14 protein-coding genes and 1 pseudogene are annotated in these 14,074 nt (G+C 50.7%); 4 read left to right on the forward strand and 11 right to left on the reverse strand.

Annotation, left to right across the window (positions count from 1 at the left end; translation table 11 throughout):
• Positions 1-316: 316 nt before the first annotated feature.
• On the reverse strand, positions 317-1,450 hold the full coding sequence (locus NSU14_RS20180) for a Ger(x)C family spore germination protein (RefSeq protein ID WP_076242787.1): 1,134 nt from the start codon (positions 1,448-1,450) through the stop codon (positions 317-319).
• Positions 1,447-2,847 (reverse strand): spore germination protein, encoded by a 1,401-nt coding sequence (locus NSU14_RS20185; protein WP_340947036.1) that lies wholly within the window; start codon positions 2,845-2,847, stop codon positions 1,447-1,449. The genes NSU14_RS20180 and NSU14_RS20185 overlap by 4 nt, the downstream gene beginning before the upstream one ends.
• A 126-nt stretch (positions 2,848-2,973) precedes the next feature.
• Here NSU14_RS20185 and NSU14_RS20190 point away from each other — a divergent pair, with 126 nt between their 5' ends.
• Positions 2,974-4,041, forward strand: a complete 1,068-nt coding sequence (locus NSU14_RS20190) for a GerAB/ArcD/ProY family transporter (RefSeq protein WP_042140976.1) — start codon at positions 2,974-2,976, stop codon at positions 4,039-4,041.
• On the opposite strand, the gene NSU14_RS20195 is transcribed toward NSU14_RS20190, so the two are convergent.
• The 4 genes from NSU14_RS20195 to NSU14_RS20210 form a co-directional block, all read right to left on the reverse strand.
• Positions 4,016-5,005 carry a hypothetical protein gene (locus NSU14_RS20195; protein WP_340947038.1) on the reverse strand — a complete coding sequence of 330 codons (990 nt, stop codon included), beginning with the start codon at positions 5,003-5,005 and terminating at the stop codon, positions 4,016-4,018. The two genes, NSU14_RS20190 and NSU14_RS20195, sit on opposite strands and share 26 nt — an antisense overlap.
• Before the next feature lie 14 nt (positions 5,006-5,019).
• The gene (locus tag NSU14_RS20200; RefSeq protein WP_340947042.1) at positions 5,020-5,595 is read right to left on the reverse strand and encodes an alpha/beta fold hydrolase; all 576 of its coding nucleotides are present in this window, start codon (positions 5,593-5,595) and stop codon (positions 5,020-5,022) included.
• The gene (locus tag NSU14_RS20205) at positions 5,595-5,750 is read right to left on the reverse strand and encodes a hypothetical protein (protein WP_340947045.1); all 156 of its coding nucleotides are present in this window, start codon (positions 5,748-5,750) and stop codon (positions 5,595-5,597) included. The genes NSU14_RS20200 and NSU14_RS20205 overlap by 1 nt, the downstream gene beginning before the upstream one ends.
• A gap of 135 nt (positions 5,751-5,885) precedes the next feature.
• On the reverse strand, positions 5,886-6,221 hold the full coding sequence (locus tag NSU14_RS20210; protein ID WP_052421773.1) for a hypothetical protein: 336 nt from the start codon (positions 6,219-6,221) through the stop codon (positions 5,886-5,888).
• A 195-nt stretch (positions 6,222-6,416) separates the two neighbouring features.
• Between NSU14_RS20210 and NSU14_RS20215 the strand changes: the two genes are divergently transcribed.
• The gene (locus tag NSU14_RS20215) at positions 6,417-7,691 is read left to right on the forward strand and encodes a S8 family peptidase (protein WP_340947049.1); all 1,275 of its coding nucleotides are present in this window, start codon (positions 6,417-6,419) and stop codon (positions 7,689-7,691) included.
• Positions 7,692-8,081: 390 nt separating this feature from the next.
• Here NSU14_RS20215 and NSU14_RS20220 read toward each other — a convergent pair whose 3' ends face one another.
• The gene (locus tag NSU14_RS20220; RefSeq protein WP_052421772.1) at positions 8,082-8,534 is read right to left on the reverse strand and encodes a GNAT family N-acetyltransferase; all 453 of its coding nucleotides are present in this window, start codon (positions 8,532-8,534) and stop codon (positions 8,082-8,084) included.
• A gap of 108 nt (positions 8,535-8,642) precedes the next feature.
• Between NSU14_RS20220 and NSU14_RS20225 the strand changes: the two genes are divergently transcribed.
• Positions 8,643-9,566, forward strand: coding sequence for a GNAT family N-acetyltransferase (locus NSU14_RS20225; RefSeq protein ID WP_340947053.1), 924 nt, complete (start codon positions 8,643-8,645; stop codon positions 9,564-9,566).
• Here NSU14_RS20225 and NSU14_RS20230 read toward each other — a convergent pair.
• From NSU14_RS20230 to NSU14_RS20245, 4 genes are all read right to left on the reverse strand, one after another.
• Entirely contained in the window at positions 9,545-10,855 is a 1,311-nt protein-coding gene (locus NSU14_RS20230; RefSeq protein WP_340947054.1) for an amidase, read from the reverse strand. The genes NSU14_RS20225 and NSU14_RS20230 overlap by 22 nt on opposite strands.
• Positions 10,856-11,053: 198 nt before the next feature.
• Positions 11,054-11,497 (reverse strand): hypothetical protein, encoded by a 444-nt coding sequence (locus NSU14_RS20235; protein WP_042135502.1) that lies wholly within the window; start codon positions 11,495-11,497, stop codon positions 11,054-11,056.
• Positions 11,498-11,550: 53 nt separating this feature from the next.
• The gene (locus NSU14_RS20240) at positions 11,551-11,988 is read right to left on the reverse strand and encodes a LytTR family DNA-binding domain-containing protein (RefSeq protein ID WP_076242783.1); all 438 of its coding nucleotides are present in this window, start codon (positions 11,986-11,988) and stop codon (positions 11,551-11,553) included.
• A 229-nt stretch (positions 11,989-12,217) separates the two neighbouring features.
• Entirely contained in the window at positions 12,218-13,234 is a 1,017-nt protein-coding gene (locus NSU14_RS20245; RefSeq protein ID WP_340948971.1) for an alpha/beta fold hydrolase, read from the reverse strand.
• 340 nt (positions 13,235-13,574) lie between these two features.
• Between NSU14_RS20245 and NSU14_RS20250 the strand changes: the two are divergent.
• Positions 13,575-13,907: pseudogene (locus NSU14_RS20250) on the forward strand (transcriptional regulator); the annotation flags it as partial.
• Between the last annotated feature and the right edge of the window lie 167 nt (positions 13,908-14,074).

The following is a 14,074-nucleotide window of genomic DNA, read 5'->3' on the forward strand; positions in this document are numbered from 1 at the left end:
CCTTTCGCTGGCATCTTTAGGCTGCGTAATTACGGGCATTTCCGCACTGTATCATACCTATACCTATGGCCACATTATATCTTTAATGCACCGGCTTTGAAATGTTCGTGGCAGGTTTATTGTCATTATAGCTAAAATTTGCGGATTGGTTTGTATAATCGAACAATATTTTATAAATATTACGCATTAAATCTTGACAAAAGATACAACAGCCCGTGCAAGCCGCTTATTCGCGGCATGAAATCTGTCATAACAAAAAGAAGCTGCAACCTCAGCCTTTATGGCCGTGATAACAGCTTCTATAATTATCATATTGCTATTCCGCATCCCTAAGCGTTGTCGTGCCGTTAATATCTACCGTAACCTTAAGGTCGAGCTCTGTACTCCCGATGATATTCCGGCCGGCGAGCTTAGGATATTTCCGGTCAAACTTCTCCTGGATATCAAAAATATCGGTCCCTTTGTCCTTCCATCTCTGAAACAGCGCCAGACAATCGGCTCTGATCTTCGCTGCCATGGACGCCTCCAGCTTCGCAATATTCTCCTCATTCAGCTTCAGCTTCCCCTGGATTAAGGATACATCGGTGTTCAGCTTAAGGATTATCTCCATCTTTAGTATGCCGTCTTTATAATCGAGCCTGGACTTGTAGCGGTTATTCTGCAGCAGCAGGCTCACCGTCTTCGTCCGGTCCTCGGGATTCTGTGTATTGATATTGCCCGATACCTCGTTATCGAGCAGGAAGTTGAAGTAGATGGACTTCTCGCTGCTCAGTCTGCCTACCATTCTATATTCTTTAATCAGCGCCAGTCCGTCCAGGAAATACTGCCCCTTAGTATCCTTATCCTTGGACACATTCATGATCGACATGGAATTCACATGATCGCCGATAATCTTCTGATTCATGAACTCCTTGATGTTCAGCTTGACGCCATAGGAGGTTACGGATGCTTTGTTGCCCAGCATGTCATAGAGATACAGGCCGGTCATAACCTCTTCCTCGTGGTTGGGCTTGATGAAATCCTCTGTCTCTCCTACATACACGCCCAGAAGTGTACGTGTGCTGGATTCCTGCCACCGGTCAAAAATATCAAATGCCTGGTCCAGCCCGCCCGCCGCAAAGCGTTCCGTGAAGAGGATTACTTTGTTGTGGGCAAGGGTAACCGGGGCACTGGTGTGGGTCTCCAGCCGGTTGATTGCATCACCCGGATTCTGGGTCGCTATTTTATATACAATCCGTTCCTCCTGGTTCGCCTCTTTGGAGGAGTTGCGGATGGAGTTCAGCGTCTCAAAATAAAAAACGAGATTCTCCTCCTCATCCTGATCAATCAGAATGGAGGTCACGAATGCGATGTGGTCAAGATCCCTGTAGCCCAAGCAGGAAGCCAGCAGGAGGGGCAGCACCGCCAGCATCAGTGTGACGAGTACTTTTCTGCGGAGCGCCTTGATCATTTTCTGCCCCGGTACAGGAAGGGTTTCGATACTTTGCTCAGCGGTCCCCGGACCAGCACATCCAGATTGGCGGCGCGGAACGATTTCTCGGTGCCCAGCGGGAACAGATACGGATAATCACAGGATCTCAGCGATCCCAAATGGGCCACCAGCAGGATGAATCCCAGATAGAAGCCGTGCAGCCCGAAACAGGCAGACATGATGATAGAGAACACTGCCCATACAGAAATGGCCGAGGTCAGACGCGGATTAATGAACGAGGTAATGGCATAAATCCCTGTCACGACCACTGTAGCCTGGGAAGCCAGTCCGGCGCCGACAGCGGCATCGCCCAGAATCAGGGCACCTACAATGCTGAGCGCTTGTCCGATCTGATGCGGCAGCCGCCGTCCCGCTTCCCGGGAGAGCTCGAAGAACAGGAACATCAGGACCGCTTCCACCACTGTCGGAAAAGGCACCCCCGAACGGGACACGGCAAGCTTGAACACAAACGCAGAAGGAATCAGCGAGAAGTGATGCGTTGTCAGCGCCACATAGAATCCCGGCAGAAGCAGCGATACCAGCACCGAGCCGAATCTCACACAGCGCAGCAGCGTAACAAACAGCCTGTTGGTGGCATAATCATCCGGGGACTGCAGGTTCTCAAAAAAGAAACAGGGCGCGGTCAGTGCAAACGGCGTACCATTCACAATTACGGAGATTCTGCCCTCAAACAGCTTGGCGACTATCGCATCGGGCTTCTCGGTGTATCCTATGGTATCGAACATTGTCTTGCCCGGACTTAAGGCTTCCGCAACATACTGTGCGCCCAGCACGAATTCATTGTCCATAGCCTCCAGCTTCTGGCGGACAGTCGCGACAAGATCCTCCGGAGCCGTCCCCTCCACATAGAGCAGAACCGCCTGCGTCTTCGACTGCTTGCCCAGAATATGGCTTTCGATCTTCAGCGTCTGCGTAGCCATCCGTTTGCGGATCAGGCTGACATTGTTGACCAGCAGCTCATTGAAGCTCTCGTTCGAGCCGACGAGCGACGCTTCGAACTGCGATTTCTCAACCGGACGGGATTCCAGCTTGCGGGCGTCACAATAAACAGCATACTGGAGCTGCTCAAAAATCAGCACCGGATCACCTGCCAGCAGATGCTCAAGCGCCTCGTCCGCATCCCGGACCTCCCCGAATTTAGCGGCATAGATGGCCTTACCCACCTCTTCCCTGCTGGTAATCCCCCCTGACGCCTGCGACAGCGGCTCGATAATATATTGGCTGATATAGGTAGAATCACAAATAGTCTCTATATAAAAGAGAGTAATGACAGCATCGTTCATCACGATATCCCGCTTAATGAAATCAAAGCAGCCGCTTAGTATAGAGGAAAGCTCACTCGCCTGTACGGTCATCCGGGTTCCCGCCCTTCTTAAGTGGTAGGGATAGTATGCCGGATTCCCGGAATAATATTCCTTACAGCGGACCATACTAAAGGTTAAGTCTAAATTTTTCTGAGAGAAGGCGTACTAGTGGGAAGTATGAACTCCAAACATCTGTTTTTCATCATCTGCAGCCTGGCGATTGTCACTCTTAAGACCTTCCCCTCGTCATTCATCCGGCTAGGCGGAAGAGATACCTGGATTGCGATGATTGCCGCTTCAGCCTGTATTCTTGTTTACATGTGGGTTATTCTGACGATTAAGAAGAGGACTAAAAATTATAACCTGCTCGACATCTATGCGAAATCGCTCGGCAAATGGGGCGGCGGCTTTTTTTCCGTGCTGTTTTTGCTGACCCTTCTATTAACTATATTTGAGAGTGCGGGCGCCGAGGCCAGTGTCATTCACACCGGTTTCCAGCTGTTCACGCCTGTATGGGTCTTTATACTGGTGACTGCGGTAGCGACGGTCTATGTGGTCAAAAAAGGGATTGCTTCCGTAACGATTACGACAATTGTGGTGATCTTCTTCATCAGCCTGTCCGGTATGCTGCTCGCCTTCCTGACTCATAAATACAAAGACATGAAGTATATCTATCCGATCCTGGAGCATGGAGTAACCCCTGCACTGCTGCTGAGCACCCTGAAGATTCTCGGCGCACTTAGCTGTGTCACCATTATGATCCCTTACCTGGACAGTGTGCGGGACAAATCCAAGCTGCTCCTGCATACGTCGATTGCCCTGTTGTTCATTATCCAGATGCAGATCTTCTCGATGCTTGGCGTCATTACTACCTTCGGGCCGGACCGTGCGGTCAACCTGCTGTTCCCCAAGCTGACACAGACCCAGATTATCAGCGCCTTCGGCTTCCTGGAGGCCGGTGAGCTATTCGTCATGCTGCAGGTGGTCGCCGGCTGGTTCATCCGTTATATCGTCTGCTTCTTTGCACTGATGGAGCTGATCCGGCTGTCGGGCCTGAAGATCCGGTTCAAGGAGCATTATGTCTGCGCGCTGACGATACTTTTCTCGTACCTGTTCTCGCGGGATTTGTTCGATATGTTCAAGCTGCTCGACTATCTGCTATATATTCAGCTGGCCAATTTCCTGGTCATTCCGCTGATCCTCTATAGTATTTATTATTTCAAAAAGACTCCAGCTCAAGGTTGATTGTCTCCAGCATTCTGCCAATCGTATTTGTATCAAAGAATAAGCCCACACCAGCCGGTTTCGGCTCAGCGGTAAGGTGATTGAAGCGGGCAAAATCCCCGTCCGGCAGGATATGGTACACCCGGGCCTCTTCATGCAGATCAGCCCAGTTCTCAAGCTTGGCCTGCTTGCTTAGATCGACTACATATACGAGCTTCCTGCCGAGATCCAGATACAGATAATCCCCATTCCTGCGCGGCGGCTTAGGCCATCCCGAGCGCAGCAGAACCGGACGGCTGAATTCCTCCTGAGACAGATGAATGCTAATGACTTCCATGGTGCCGGAATCCACAGCAAGCGTCAGATGCGGTGTGAATCCTGCCAGGAAGCGCAGCATCAGGGAATCCTTAAGGGAATCCTCAAACTTCCAGCCCAGCGGGGCCAGCCCAAAGTCCTCCCCTGGCGGATCAAGATACAGCTTATGCAGCAGGGCTTGCAGCTTCTCTATTTCCGGACCTTCACAGGGTTCAAGCTCCGCACGGTTAACGGTATAATTCACAATACTCCGCTTGCCGGCATCCCATACACCGATATCATGATGCCGGTAGAGATCTTCCATTAACGGCAGCGCTGCGGTGCGTGCAGCCCCGAAGAGTGCTTTGGACGCCGGCTTCAGCTTCTGCAGAACCATCCCACTTCCTCTGTCCGCAGCAGTGTACTGCAGAACCTTGTTGAAATGCGGGCTAACCTCTTCCAGCACCCGCTTCGCGGCTTCTTCATTGCGCATAGGGATCGTAATAGACATATTCTCCGTTAGCCAGGCACTGGCAGCTATGAAATATTGCGCGAGTGCAGTCATTTCAGCAGGCTGCTCCTGCGGCTCCATTCTGCGGATACGCTCCTGCTCCGTCACGCTGCTGAAATCGAAAGGCTCCAGCTCCGTGATATACTCAAGTCTCGTATGATTCTGAATCCAGTTAAACACAGACTTACCTCCTCTTAGCGAAAAGTCTCAGACATACATCTCTCAACCTCAGCTATATACTTTGCCTGCTCTTCATCCGGAATCATATGCCCGGACTGTGTAAATTCGACTACAGTGCAGCAGGGCACCAATGTGCGGTACTTCTCCATTACTTCATCTGATATATCCGATGGGATCATAGATTCCGGATTCCTGCCGGCAAACAGCGTGACGGGAATTGCAAGCTGCGGCAGTTGTGCCGAGAAGTCCACTTCACGGGCTTCCCGCCCCATTCCCTGCAAAGCCTCCCGGCGGATATAGTTCAGAAGAGGCACCTGCTGATAGACAAGGCTGCTCCAGAACTCCAACGTTTCAAGGGACATGGCCCTGTGAACCGGCGGTTGATCAACCAGGATAAGGCCCCTCATCTGATCCTGATGCCTTAGGCTCCAGCCAAGAGCATAGGCAGCGCCCCGGGAGAAGCCGAGTACAATATAGTTTGTAAGAAGGCTATGGTTAACTACAGCCTCAATATCGGATAAATGATCTTCCAGATCATAACCTGTATCCGGTGTAGAGCTTAAGCCGCGGCCGCGGAAGCTGAAAGCCACTACATGACCGGTAAATGGCTGAGCAGCGGAATCGCCCGCTCCGCCGGCTCCCACAATCCGCTGACCACGAGCAGGGACGGTGCTTTAGCACCCGGCATCCCGCTCTCCAGCACATGCAATAAAGCAGTTCCATTATGAACAAAATAGCTTTTCATCGTTGTTCCCCCTGCTATGTATGATAAAACTCTTTTTTCTATAATTTCACATTTCGCTTAAACGTACAAGGAATCATATCTATTATTCTGTATAGTAAAAGGCACGCCCCGTATAGAACAGGACGCGCCGGTCTCTTAGAAACGGGCTACAAAGAACTCACGGTTGGCAGGGACGAATTTCTGAGTACGCTGAACATTATCCGCATCAATAATTCTAAGGGTGTAGCTGATAGTTGTCAGAGTGCTGATTGTGTTAAATTGGGCTACACCGAATTCATCGAACTGTGCGGTGGTAACCGTGCCTGAGCTTCTGGTCAACGTAGCCGTCCAGCCTTGCGTTTCATAAGGGACATTGTTGTTATTTACTGCGAGCACGATGAAATTGGTGAGAACCTGTTTGATCCGCCGTCTCTTGGGTCTTACTACCGCCGATGCTTTTGCTTTTTTGGCCATAAGGAGACGTTTTGCCATTAATGCTTTCTTCTCTGATTCTTTCAATTGCTTCACCACTTTCTGTTGGAATACAGTAGTAAATGCAAATGAAGAACCGGCCGACACGCGTTATTGCCTGATATTCATAGAAATGTAGCAGTGTCCTATATAAATAGATTCGTACCCACTGATCACCCGGCCGCATACTATGCTTCCATAGAGGTGATCACATTAATGACTGATAAGTTATGGGTTCAGCATCATGCCGCCAAGCTTAACCGTCCGCTGAAGCAAAAGATCCGCAAGTCCTATACATCCACCGCGAAACCGGCTGCCATTCCGGTCATTATACAGTTCAAGCATCCGCTGACTCCAGCCAGAATGAAGGCACTGCAGAAGCATCTGGGGACACACGCTTTTCCAATTAAACATCAATTGCCTTTGCATCGCGCAGTTGCCTCCCGGGTTACGCTCAAATGTCTGGAGCAGGTATGCTGCTGGAACGGGGTCCACAAGGTCTATCTTGATGGCATCAAAAAAACCACCTTAAATATCGCTACCCCGTCCATTGGTGCCACCGCCGTTCAGCGTTCAAGAGGGCTTACCGGCAAAGGCATCAATATCGCCGTGCTCGATACCGGTGTGTATCCGCATCCCGATCTGACCCGGCCTGTGAACCGGATTATTGCCTTCAAGGATTATATCAATCACCGGAAGTGTCCGTATGACGATAACGGGCATGGCACACATATTACCGGCGATGCCGCAGGGAACGGCTGGTCCAGCAAAGGTAAATACAGAGGGCCGGCACCTGAAGCAGGGATCGTCGGAATTAAGGTGCTGGACAAAAACGGCGACGGTTATGACTCCACCATCATTAAAGCCATTGAATGGTGCATGGCCCGCCGCAAAAAGCTGAAGCTGCGCATCCTGTCCATGTCCTTCGGCGGACCGGTCAGCCCTTCTGCCAAGGACGATATTCTTGTCCAGGCGGTTGAGAAAGCCGTCAAAGCCGGACTCACTGTAGTCATCGCCGCCGGCAACAGCGGACCCGGGCGCAGAACGGTTGAGTCGCCCGGAATCAGTCCCTCCGCCATCACCGTCGGAGCCGTGAGTGACCGCCGGACAGTGACGCAAAAGGACGACCGTATCGCCGTCTACTCCAGCCGAGGACCGGCTCCCGGCGGTAAGGTGAAGCCTGATCTTGTTGCCCCCGGCGATTCGGTGATCTCCCTGCGTGCACCCGGCTCCCAGCTGGTCCGCGAACTGCCGGGAAACAAGGTTGGCAGGAAGTATTTCAAGCTCTCCGGCACCAGCATCTCTACGCCGATCGTGTCCGGTGCAGCGGCGCAGCTGCTGCAGCTCCGCCCTTGCCTGACGCCCGGCCAGGTGAAGTCCTTGCTGAAGCGGAACGCCTTCTCCCTTGGCCTGAAGCCTAATACTGCTGGCAGCGGCGAGATCGATGTGCGCTTCCTGAAGCGCTGCGCCTCTAAGCCTGGCGGCAAGTAGAAACAGCCCTTAAGCATAACGGGAGCAGCCCATTAGCATAACGGGAGCAGCCCGCTTCCGTTTTGCTAATGGGCATTTTTTTATCCCAAATCAACAATGAATGGCCCGCGGTCAAACGGGAGGTAGCTAAATGTTGTACGGATTACAACTCGAATGCAGAGTTACCTGAGAGTTTAGGAGAATTGTTGTACGAAATACAAGAATCTCCCCGTTAATCTGCTGGGCGGAGAGGAAATGCTGTATTTTATACAACAATTTGGGATTTGGGTCGATATTCTAGCGGAAATGTTGTATTTCGTGCAGGATTTTAACTTATACAACAACACCCACAGGTCATCTCTGGTCCAAGCCTCCAGACGGTTCAATCCTTTCACTCAATTATTTCATCCGTTAACGTATTTTCAGAACCATTTCTTTCTCCAAATGCTTAAACCCTAATTTCTCGTACAGCATTCTCCCGTCTGCGGTGTAATCGAGGAATATTTCAGCTATACCGAGGCGTTCAGCCTCTTCAATTAGTGTATGGAGCACACGGGTAAACAAGCCTTGTCTCCTGAACGCTGCAGCAGTATGCACATTATAGAGATATCCTTTTTTACCGGAGGGGTTGCTGACTGTGGGCAGAACTTCATAGGTGCTCATGACTGCAATGGAGATGATTCTGTCCTGCTCAGTAGCGATATAACAAACCAGCCTCCCATTGGCGAGATTCTCCTGAATATAAGCATAAGTCTCTTCCTTGAAATTTGCCGGCAATACGGCATGCGTAACCTCCTCAATAAAAACAAGCCTATTCTCCAAAATGACCGCCGCATCAGCTACAACAGCTTTTCTTATTTCCATAGGTCCCTCCTGAGTATGTATTTAACATCCGCAATTTCTGTCCGGCATTCCGCTGCAGGCTTCGTTATAATTGTAGATAATTCTATTAGCCAACTGGAGTGAGGGTCTATGATTAATATTCGCAAAGCTATGGCCGAAGATGCCGAACAACTGGCTGCGGTTATGAAAAGAACATTTGACCGGGAAATGCAGCGCTGGCTGCCGGGGGAAGCGCTGCAGGACAACAATCTCCGCCCGCCGGGTTATGATTCAATTGAGCAACACAGGTATGCCATAAGAGAAACTGATTATTATGTAATTGAAGACGGCTCGCAGATCATTGGTGGTGCAAACGTACATATAGTAGGCAGACATGCCCGGGTTGACAAAATTTACATCGATCATTCCTATCAAGGCCGGGGTTATGGTTCGAAGATTCTCTCCTTCCTTGAAGAGCAGTATCCTGCAATGCGTACATGGAAGCTGGAAACCTCAAGCAAACAGCTAAGCAACCACTATTTCTATGAAAAATCCGGGTATATGCGAATCTACGAATCCCCGGATGAATACGGCTATATGAAAATAACCGGATCCCTGCCAGCTCCAGAGGAGCAGGGAATCCAGTTTGAAGATCAGCGGCTCTCCGGAGCGGAGTTTGAGAACTGTGCAATGGATAAGGCTGATTTCTACAACATAAATCTTGCGACGGCCAGCTTCAATAACAGCAATCTGCACGGCAGCCTGTTTAGTGACTGCAACCTGAGCGGGTCCCGGTTCACCAATCTTAATCTGACCGGCGTCCTGATTGCCGACTCCAGATTAAGCGGCAGCGAAATTGCGCTGGTGGCACTGGATGGTGTGCATTTCCATGATACGAGTCTGGGTGCTTCCGGTAATCCCGCCCGGTTCGAACGCTGTGATCTGGCAGGAAGTCAGTTCAGCGGCTGTGATCTGTCCGGCGTAAATATCTCGCAATGTGAAATATCCAGCCTGCGGATTAATGATATCCCTGTGGAGAAATTGCTGGAGGCTTATGCGCTTGTGCATAAGTGAGGCCAAAGCTCCTGCACCCAAGCCAGCAGTGTCTCGTCCTCTCCATGGGTGCCGATGCACTGGAAGCCGAGCGGCATACTCCCGATCATTGCAGCCGGCAGACTGATTGACGGCGATCCGGCGAATCCCCAGATGGCAGGCATTCCTGCCCAGCCTGTATTATTCTCCTCTACCTTGGGTGCCGTGCCTCCTTGGGCTGGCGACACCCACAGGTCGATGCCCTCCTGAACCATAAGTTCCTTCAGATCACGCCGCAGAATCATCTGCTGTCCCCGGTACTGCTCCAGCTCCTCATCCGGAATCTGCCTGCCTCTAACGATAGCTTCCTGAACTGGAAGTCCGTATTCCTCCCTATGCTCCGCGAACCAATGCTCATGCTCCCGCGCCAGTTCTCCCTCGATAAACCGAATCATGGCATCTCCATAGATGAATTCATCCTTCCAGGGCATATCCACGTGGCGGACTTGGTAGCCCAGCTGTTCGAGTATCCCTATCTGAGCGATGAAGACAGCTTTTACTTCCGGACTCATTAACTCCATGTACACCCCGGCGGGAACGCCAAGGACCGGCTTGCGGTCAGATATAGCGGGAATGGCTTCCCAATCCGGTACAAGCAGAGCTGCGGCGGCCTCCATACCAGGCAAATCTTGAGTGAAGAAGCCGATGGTGTCAAAAGAAGGCGAGAGCAGCAGCACCCCGTCCAGCGGAACCCGGCCATAGCTCGGCTTGAATCCGACCACGCCGCAGAAGGATGCAGGAGCGATGACTGAGCGCAGTGTCTGGGTACCGACCGCCAGCGGGCAGATTCCCGCAGCAACCGCAGCGGCTGAGCCTGCACTTGACCCGCCGGGAGTATGCGCGGTGTTATGCGGATTACGCGTTGCAATAGGCCCGTTATAGGCAAATTCCTCGGTAACTGTCTTCCCGGCAATCAACGCGCCGAGTAAGCGGAGTCTTAGGACCAAAGAGCCCTCTGGTCCGGTCAGCAGATCCGCGGGTAGCTGCGAACCGGCCCGGGTAGGCAGTCCCTCCACATGCAGCAAGTCCTTAACCGCCACAGGAATGCCGAATAAAGGCAGTTTGCTGTCAGCTTCGCTGTAAGTATGCAGCAGCAGCGCTTTTTCCCGGCCAAGCCGTTGTTCAGCGTCCGCTTCAGGAACAAAAGCGCGGATCTGCGGCTCAAGCTGACCGAACCGCTCCAGGTACAAATTAAGTGATTTCTCAAGCCGGACTTCTGGCTCACCCGTACCATTCATCATCTCTATCAGTGATGATCTGTTAAGCAGCATGATATCAGCTCCATGGAAGATTATGTATAACACCGTCTTAGTTACGCTTAATTTGCAGAATGGTAACAGGATTTTTGTGTTCTCTAAATACAATAAACCAAATAAAAAGCCTCCCTGGCAGATCCGGCACCAAGGCGGCTTTCGAATATTCGTTTATAAGGCTGCACGTGTGGAGGCTATCTGCTAACTTCTTACTGCTTATTTATCCCCGTCCTTCTTATACTCCTCCAGCTTCTGGTTCAGCTGCTTGGCTTCCCTTTTACCGTCAATGTGCATCATTGTGTAAACCATGGTTTTGACTACGAGAATTACGATGACGAACGGCACCAGTACTCCGTTATCGAGCAGCCGGGGACCTGTAGCGAACAGCCACAGCCATAGAATCACAAAAACATCGGCGAGGATAAAACAAATGTAGAAGCTGATTGTCTGTACTTTTTTATCAACCTCATAGGTATTCACCAGTGCATAGCGGAAGCAGGTAAATGCCAAGGCCCCCAGGAACAGCTGCATAAACAGCGAGCCGTTGATCGTCTCCGTAGAACTCAGAGCCAGCACAACCGCCGCAAGTACCGTCAAAAATCCGCAGGCCGTTAACAGATCTTTCACGAAAAAAGATATATATTTACCGGTTGTAATCATGATATTCCCTCCCGAATATTAAGCAGCTCATTTCTTCCAGCACGAATCATCCGCTACAACCCTAATTTTTGTTTAAGCACAGGGACATATTGTCTGGAGATATAGACCTTTTCACCGTTTTGCAGCAGCGCTTCGTATCTTCCATAGAGTACCGGGCTGAGTGATTTGATTCGGGCAACATTCAGGATGGTCGATTTGGATGCTCTGAAAAAATCCCCATGCTCGTAATCCATCTCCAGCTCATACAGCTTCAGCCGGGATTCGTACACCTTCTCGTGGCAATAAATGAACACCTTATGATCCACCGCCTCGAAGTAATACACATCCCTTGGACTAATGATATGCAGCTGCAAATCGCTCATCCCGATCAGCTTTCTGGAGCTGGAGTTCACAGAGTAGATCAGCCTCAGCAAGGAATCATCCGGGTCGTTGCACCTTAGAATAATTTCAGGCTCACCGCCCTCCGGAACGTTCTCAATTGTAATTTTCATCGCCCATCGCCTCCTGCGCTTCTCCTTACAGTTACAGTATATTTTTGCTAAAAGACTTATACAATGGCCTTTGCGCAAGCTGCGCTACAGCCGCTTCAAGCTGCAATTTCAGCAGGTCAGGATACTTGTATACAAAAAGAAACGGCATCACCATCCTTGGATTAGGATAGTGCGCCGTTCAATCTCGGCTTCCGCTGCAATTGCTAATGTACCGCCCAGAGAACGTACGCTATTGCGGTAATTTAGCCCATGTCTCGTTCAGCCACTGTGCAAACTTCTCTTTCTCTTCAAACTGCGGATAATGTGCCGACTCGTCGAACACCACGAACTCCTTATACGGCGCCTCCAGCTCATTCAGATATTTGCGCGCCTCGCTCACCGAGGTCATCAGATCATATTTCCCCATGACAAAATAAACGGGTATATCCATGTGATCCACCAGCTCCGTCATATCATGCTCTGACAATTCTGGCTGCAGTTTAAGCTCCGAGATCGAATTCCCCTTGAAAAAGCGGACGGCGTCCAGCAAATTATACTCCGTTCCGAACAGTAAACCTTTGAAAAGATCGGTGATGTCGTCAATCTGTCTTACTGAACCGCCGTATTTGCTGATTTTGTCACGGGGACTGATCGCGTCTCCTGTTCTAACCGGTTCCCTCAAGTGCTCCAATTCCTCCGCCTCTGCGTTATTGCCGGCAAGCCTCGCCTGATCGATCATGAATTGCAGACTTTCCAGCTCGCTGTTAACCCAATTGGCCGTCTGGCCAATCCCGATATAGGCACTGAACTTGTCCGGCGCCTTGCTTACCGCCTGTGTTGCTATGTATGTACCGTAGGAGTGGCCGATCAGCAGCACTTTCTTCTGGTCAAACTCCCGCTCAAGATATTCAGTGAGGGCCAATAAGTCCTCCACCAATAACTCTGAAGTCAAATTCGAATAATCCTCGGAGAAATGATAGGACTTCCCGCTGCCCCTCTGATCATACTGGACAACCGTGAAATTCTGCTCCAGCAGATTCTGATATTTCCTTACATACGGAGTCTCCGGGACCCCTGGCCCGCCATGTACAAAAATCACCAGCGGATTGCTCCGGTCCTTCCCCCGTATCATCACTTCCTGCCTGGCGCCGTTAATCTTAATCTGCTGCAGAGTACTTATACTGTTGCTTCCTTTAATACCTGGAGTCCATGTCGGAAAGACGAATCCTACTCCAATTAGCAGGACGATTAGCAGCAGGCCAATCATCAATATCCGCAAAGCGGTTCTCCGCTTGCTTCTGTGTTTCTTCAACCTTGAATCCTCCTTAGTATTTTACCAAGTCCTGATTTCCCACCTTATCACAACATTGGCAGATCGAGTATGATCCAAGTCGCTTTCCGGGCGTTGTGAAATAAGATGCCAAAGCTGTGCGGTAATACGGTATAATAACCATTATAGGTCGTGAAGCACACGCCGCCGCAATAGAACGTTTGTCTGGAGCTAGCCTACCGGATACGTTGTATTGCGGCGGCTTTTCTTGTTTTTCGGATCGGATCAGCTCAGCTCAAACTCAGGGGACAAACTATTCGCAAGGGGAGATACGGCAATGTCGAGATTTTATGAAGAATGGCTGCAGGAACAGATTCATGAGGAGACAGGTGCAATACGCTTGGAGCTGCTCCAAAAAGGCCTAGGGCACGGAACCAGAGAATTTCTGCGCACTGTCTGGTTTCCCGCTATCGGATATTTCAATCATCTCTTTCCGGAATGGGAGGTCCGGGATTTCAATAACGGCTACCGCTATTTGGATCTGGCGTATATGCCCGGTGGAGCAAAAGGCGGAATCGAGATCCAGGGCTTTGGCCCTCATGCCAGAGATCTGGATGTCAGAAGATTCAAAGACCTGTGCAGACGGCATTGTCTACTCGCACTGGATGGCATTCAGTCCGCGAACAACCCAAAACCGTCCATAAATCCAAAATAACGGAATCTCAGTCCGCGACTCTCCGCGGCTTTCGGCGGCTTTCGGCGGCTTTCGGCGGCTTTCGGCCACTGTACAAATTCAACTACTGTACTCTCTATATATGATTTTCAGCTCGGCTACAA

It is taken from the genome of Paenibacillus sp. FSL R10-2771 (genome assembly GCF_038000205.1).
In the GTDB taxonomy this organism is placed as follows: Bacteria; Bacillota; Bacilli; order Paenibacillales; family Paenibacillaceae; genus Paenibacillus_AQ; species Paenibacillus_AQ phytohabitans.

What these genes read in the sequence shown, in the direction of transcription:
- NSU14_RS20210 (WP_052421773.1), bottom strand. Translation starts at nt 6,221, where the DNA reads ATGGCAAAACGTCTCCTTATGGCCAAAAAAGCAAAAGCATCGGCGGTA.
- NSU14_RS20225 (WP_340947053.1), top strand. Translation starts at nt 8,643, where the DNA reads ATGATTAATATTCGCAAAGCTATGGCCGAAGATGCCGAACAACTGGCT.
- NSU14_RS20220 (WP_052421772.1), bottom strand. Translation starts at nt 8,534, where the DNA reads ATGGAAATAAGAAAAGCTGTTGTAGCTGATGCGGCGGTCATTTTGGAG.
- NSU14_RS20205 (WP_340947045.1), bottom strand. Translation starts at nt 5,750, where the DNA reads ATGAAAAGCTATTTTGTTCATAATGGAACTGCTTTATTGCATGTGCTG.
- NSU14_RS20180 (WP_076242787.1), bottom strand. Translation starts at nt 1,450, where the DNA reads ATGATCAAGGCGCTCCGCAGAAAAGTACTCGTCACACTGATGCTGGCG.
- NSU14_RS20240 (WP_076242783.1), bottom strand. Translation starts at nt 11,988, where the DNA reads ATGAAAATTACAATTGAGAACGTTCCGGAGGGCGGTGAGCCTGAAATT.
- NSU14_RS20230 (WP_340947054.1), bottom strand. Translation starts at nt 10,855, where the DNA reads ATGCTGCTTAACAGATCATCACTGATAGAGATGATGAATGGTACGGGT.
- NSU14_RS20185 (WP_340947036.1), bottom strand. Translation starts at nt 2,847, where the DNA reads ATGACCGTACAGGCGAGTGAGCTTTCCTCTATACTAAGCGGCTGCTTT.
- NSU14_RS20190 (WP_042140976.1), top strand. Translation starts at nt 2,974, where the DNA reads ATGAACTCCAAACATCTGTTTTTCATCATCTGCAGCCTGGCGATTGTC.
- NSU14_RS20245 (WP_340948971.1), bottom strand. Translation starts at nt 13,234, where the DNA reads ATGATTGGCCTGCTGCTAATCGTCCTGCTAATTGGAGTAGGATTCGTC.
- NSU14_RS20235 (WP_042135502.1), bottom strand. Translation starts at nt 11,497, where the DNA reads ATGATTACAACCGGTAAATATATATCTTTTTTCGTGAAAGATCTGTTA.
- NSU14_RS20215 (WP_340947049.1), top strand. Translation starts at nt 6,417, where the DNA reads ATGACTGATAAGTTATGGGTTCAGCATCATGCCGCCAAGCTTAACCGT.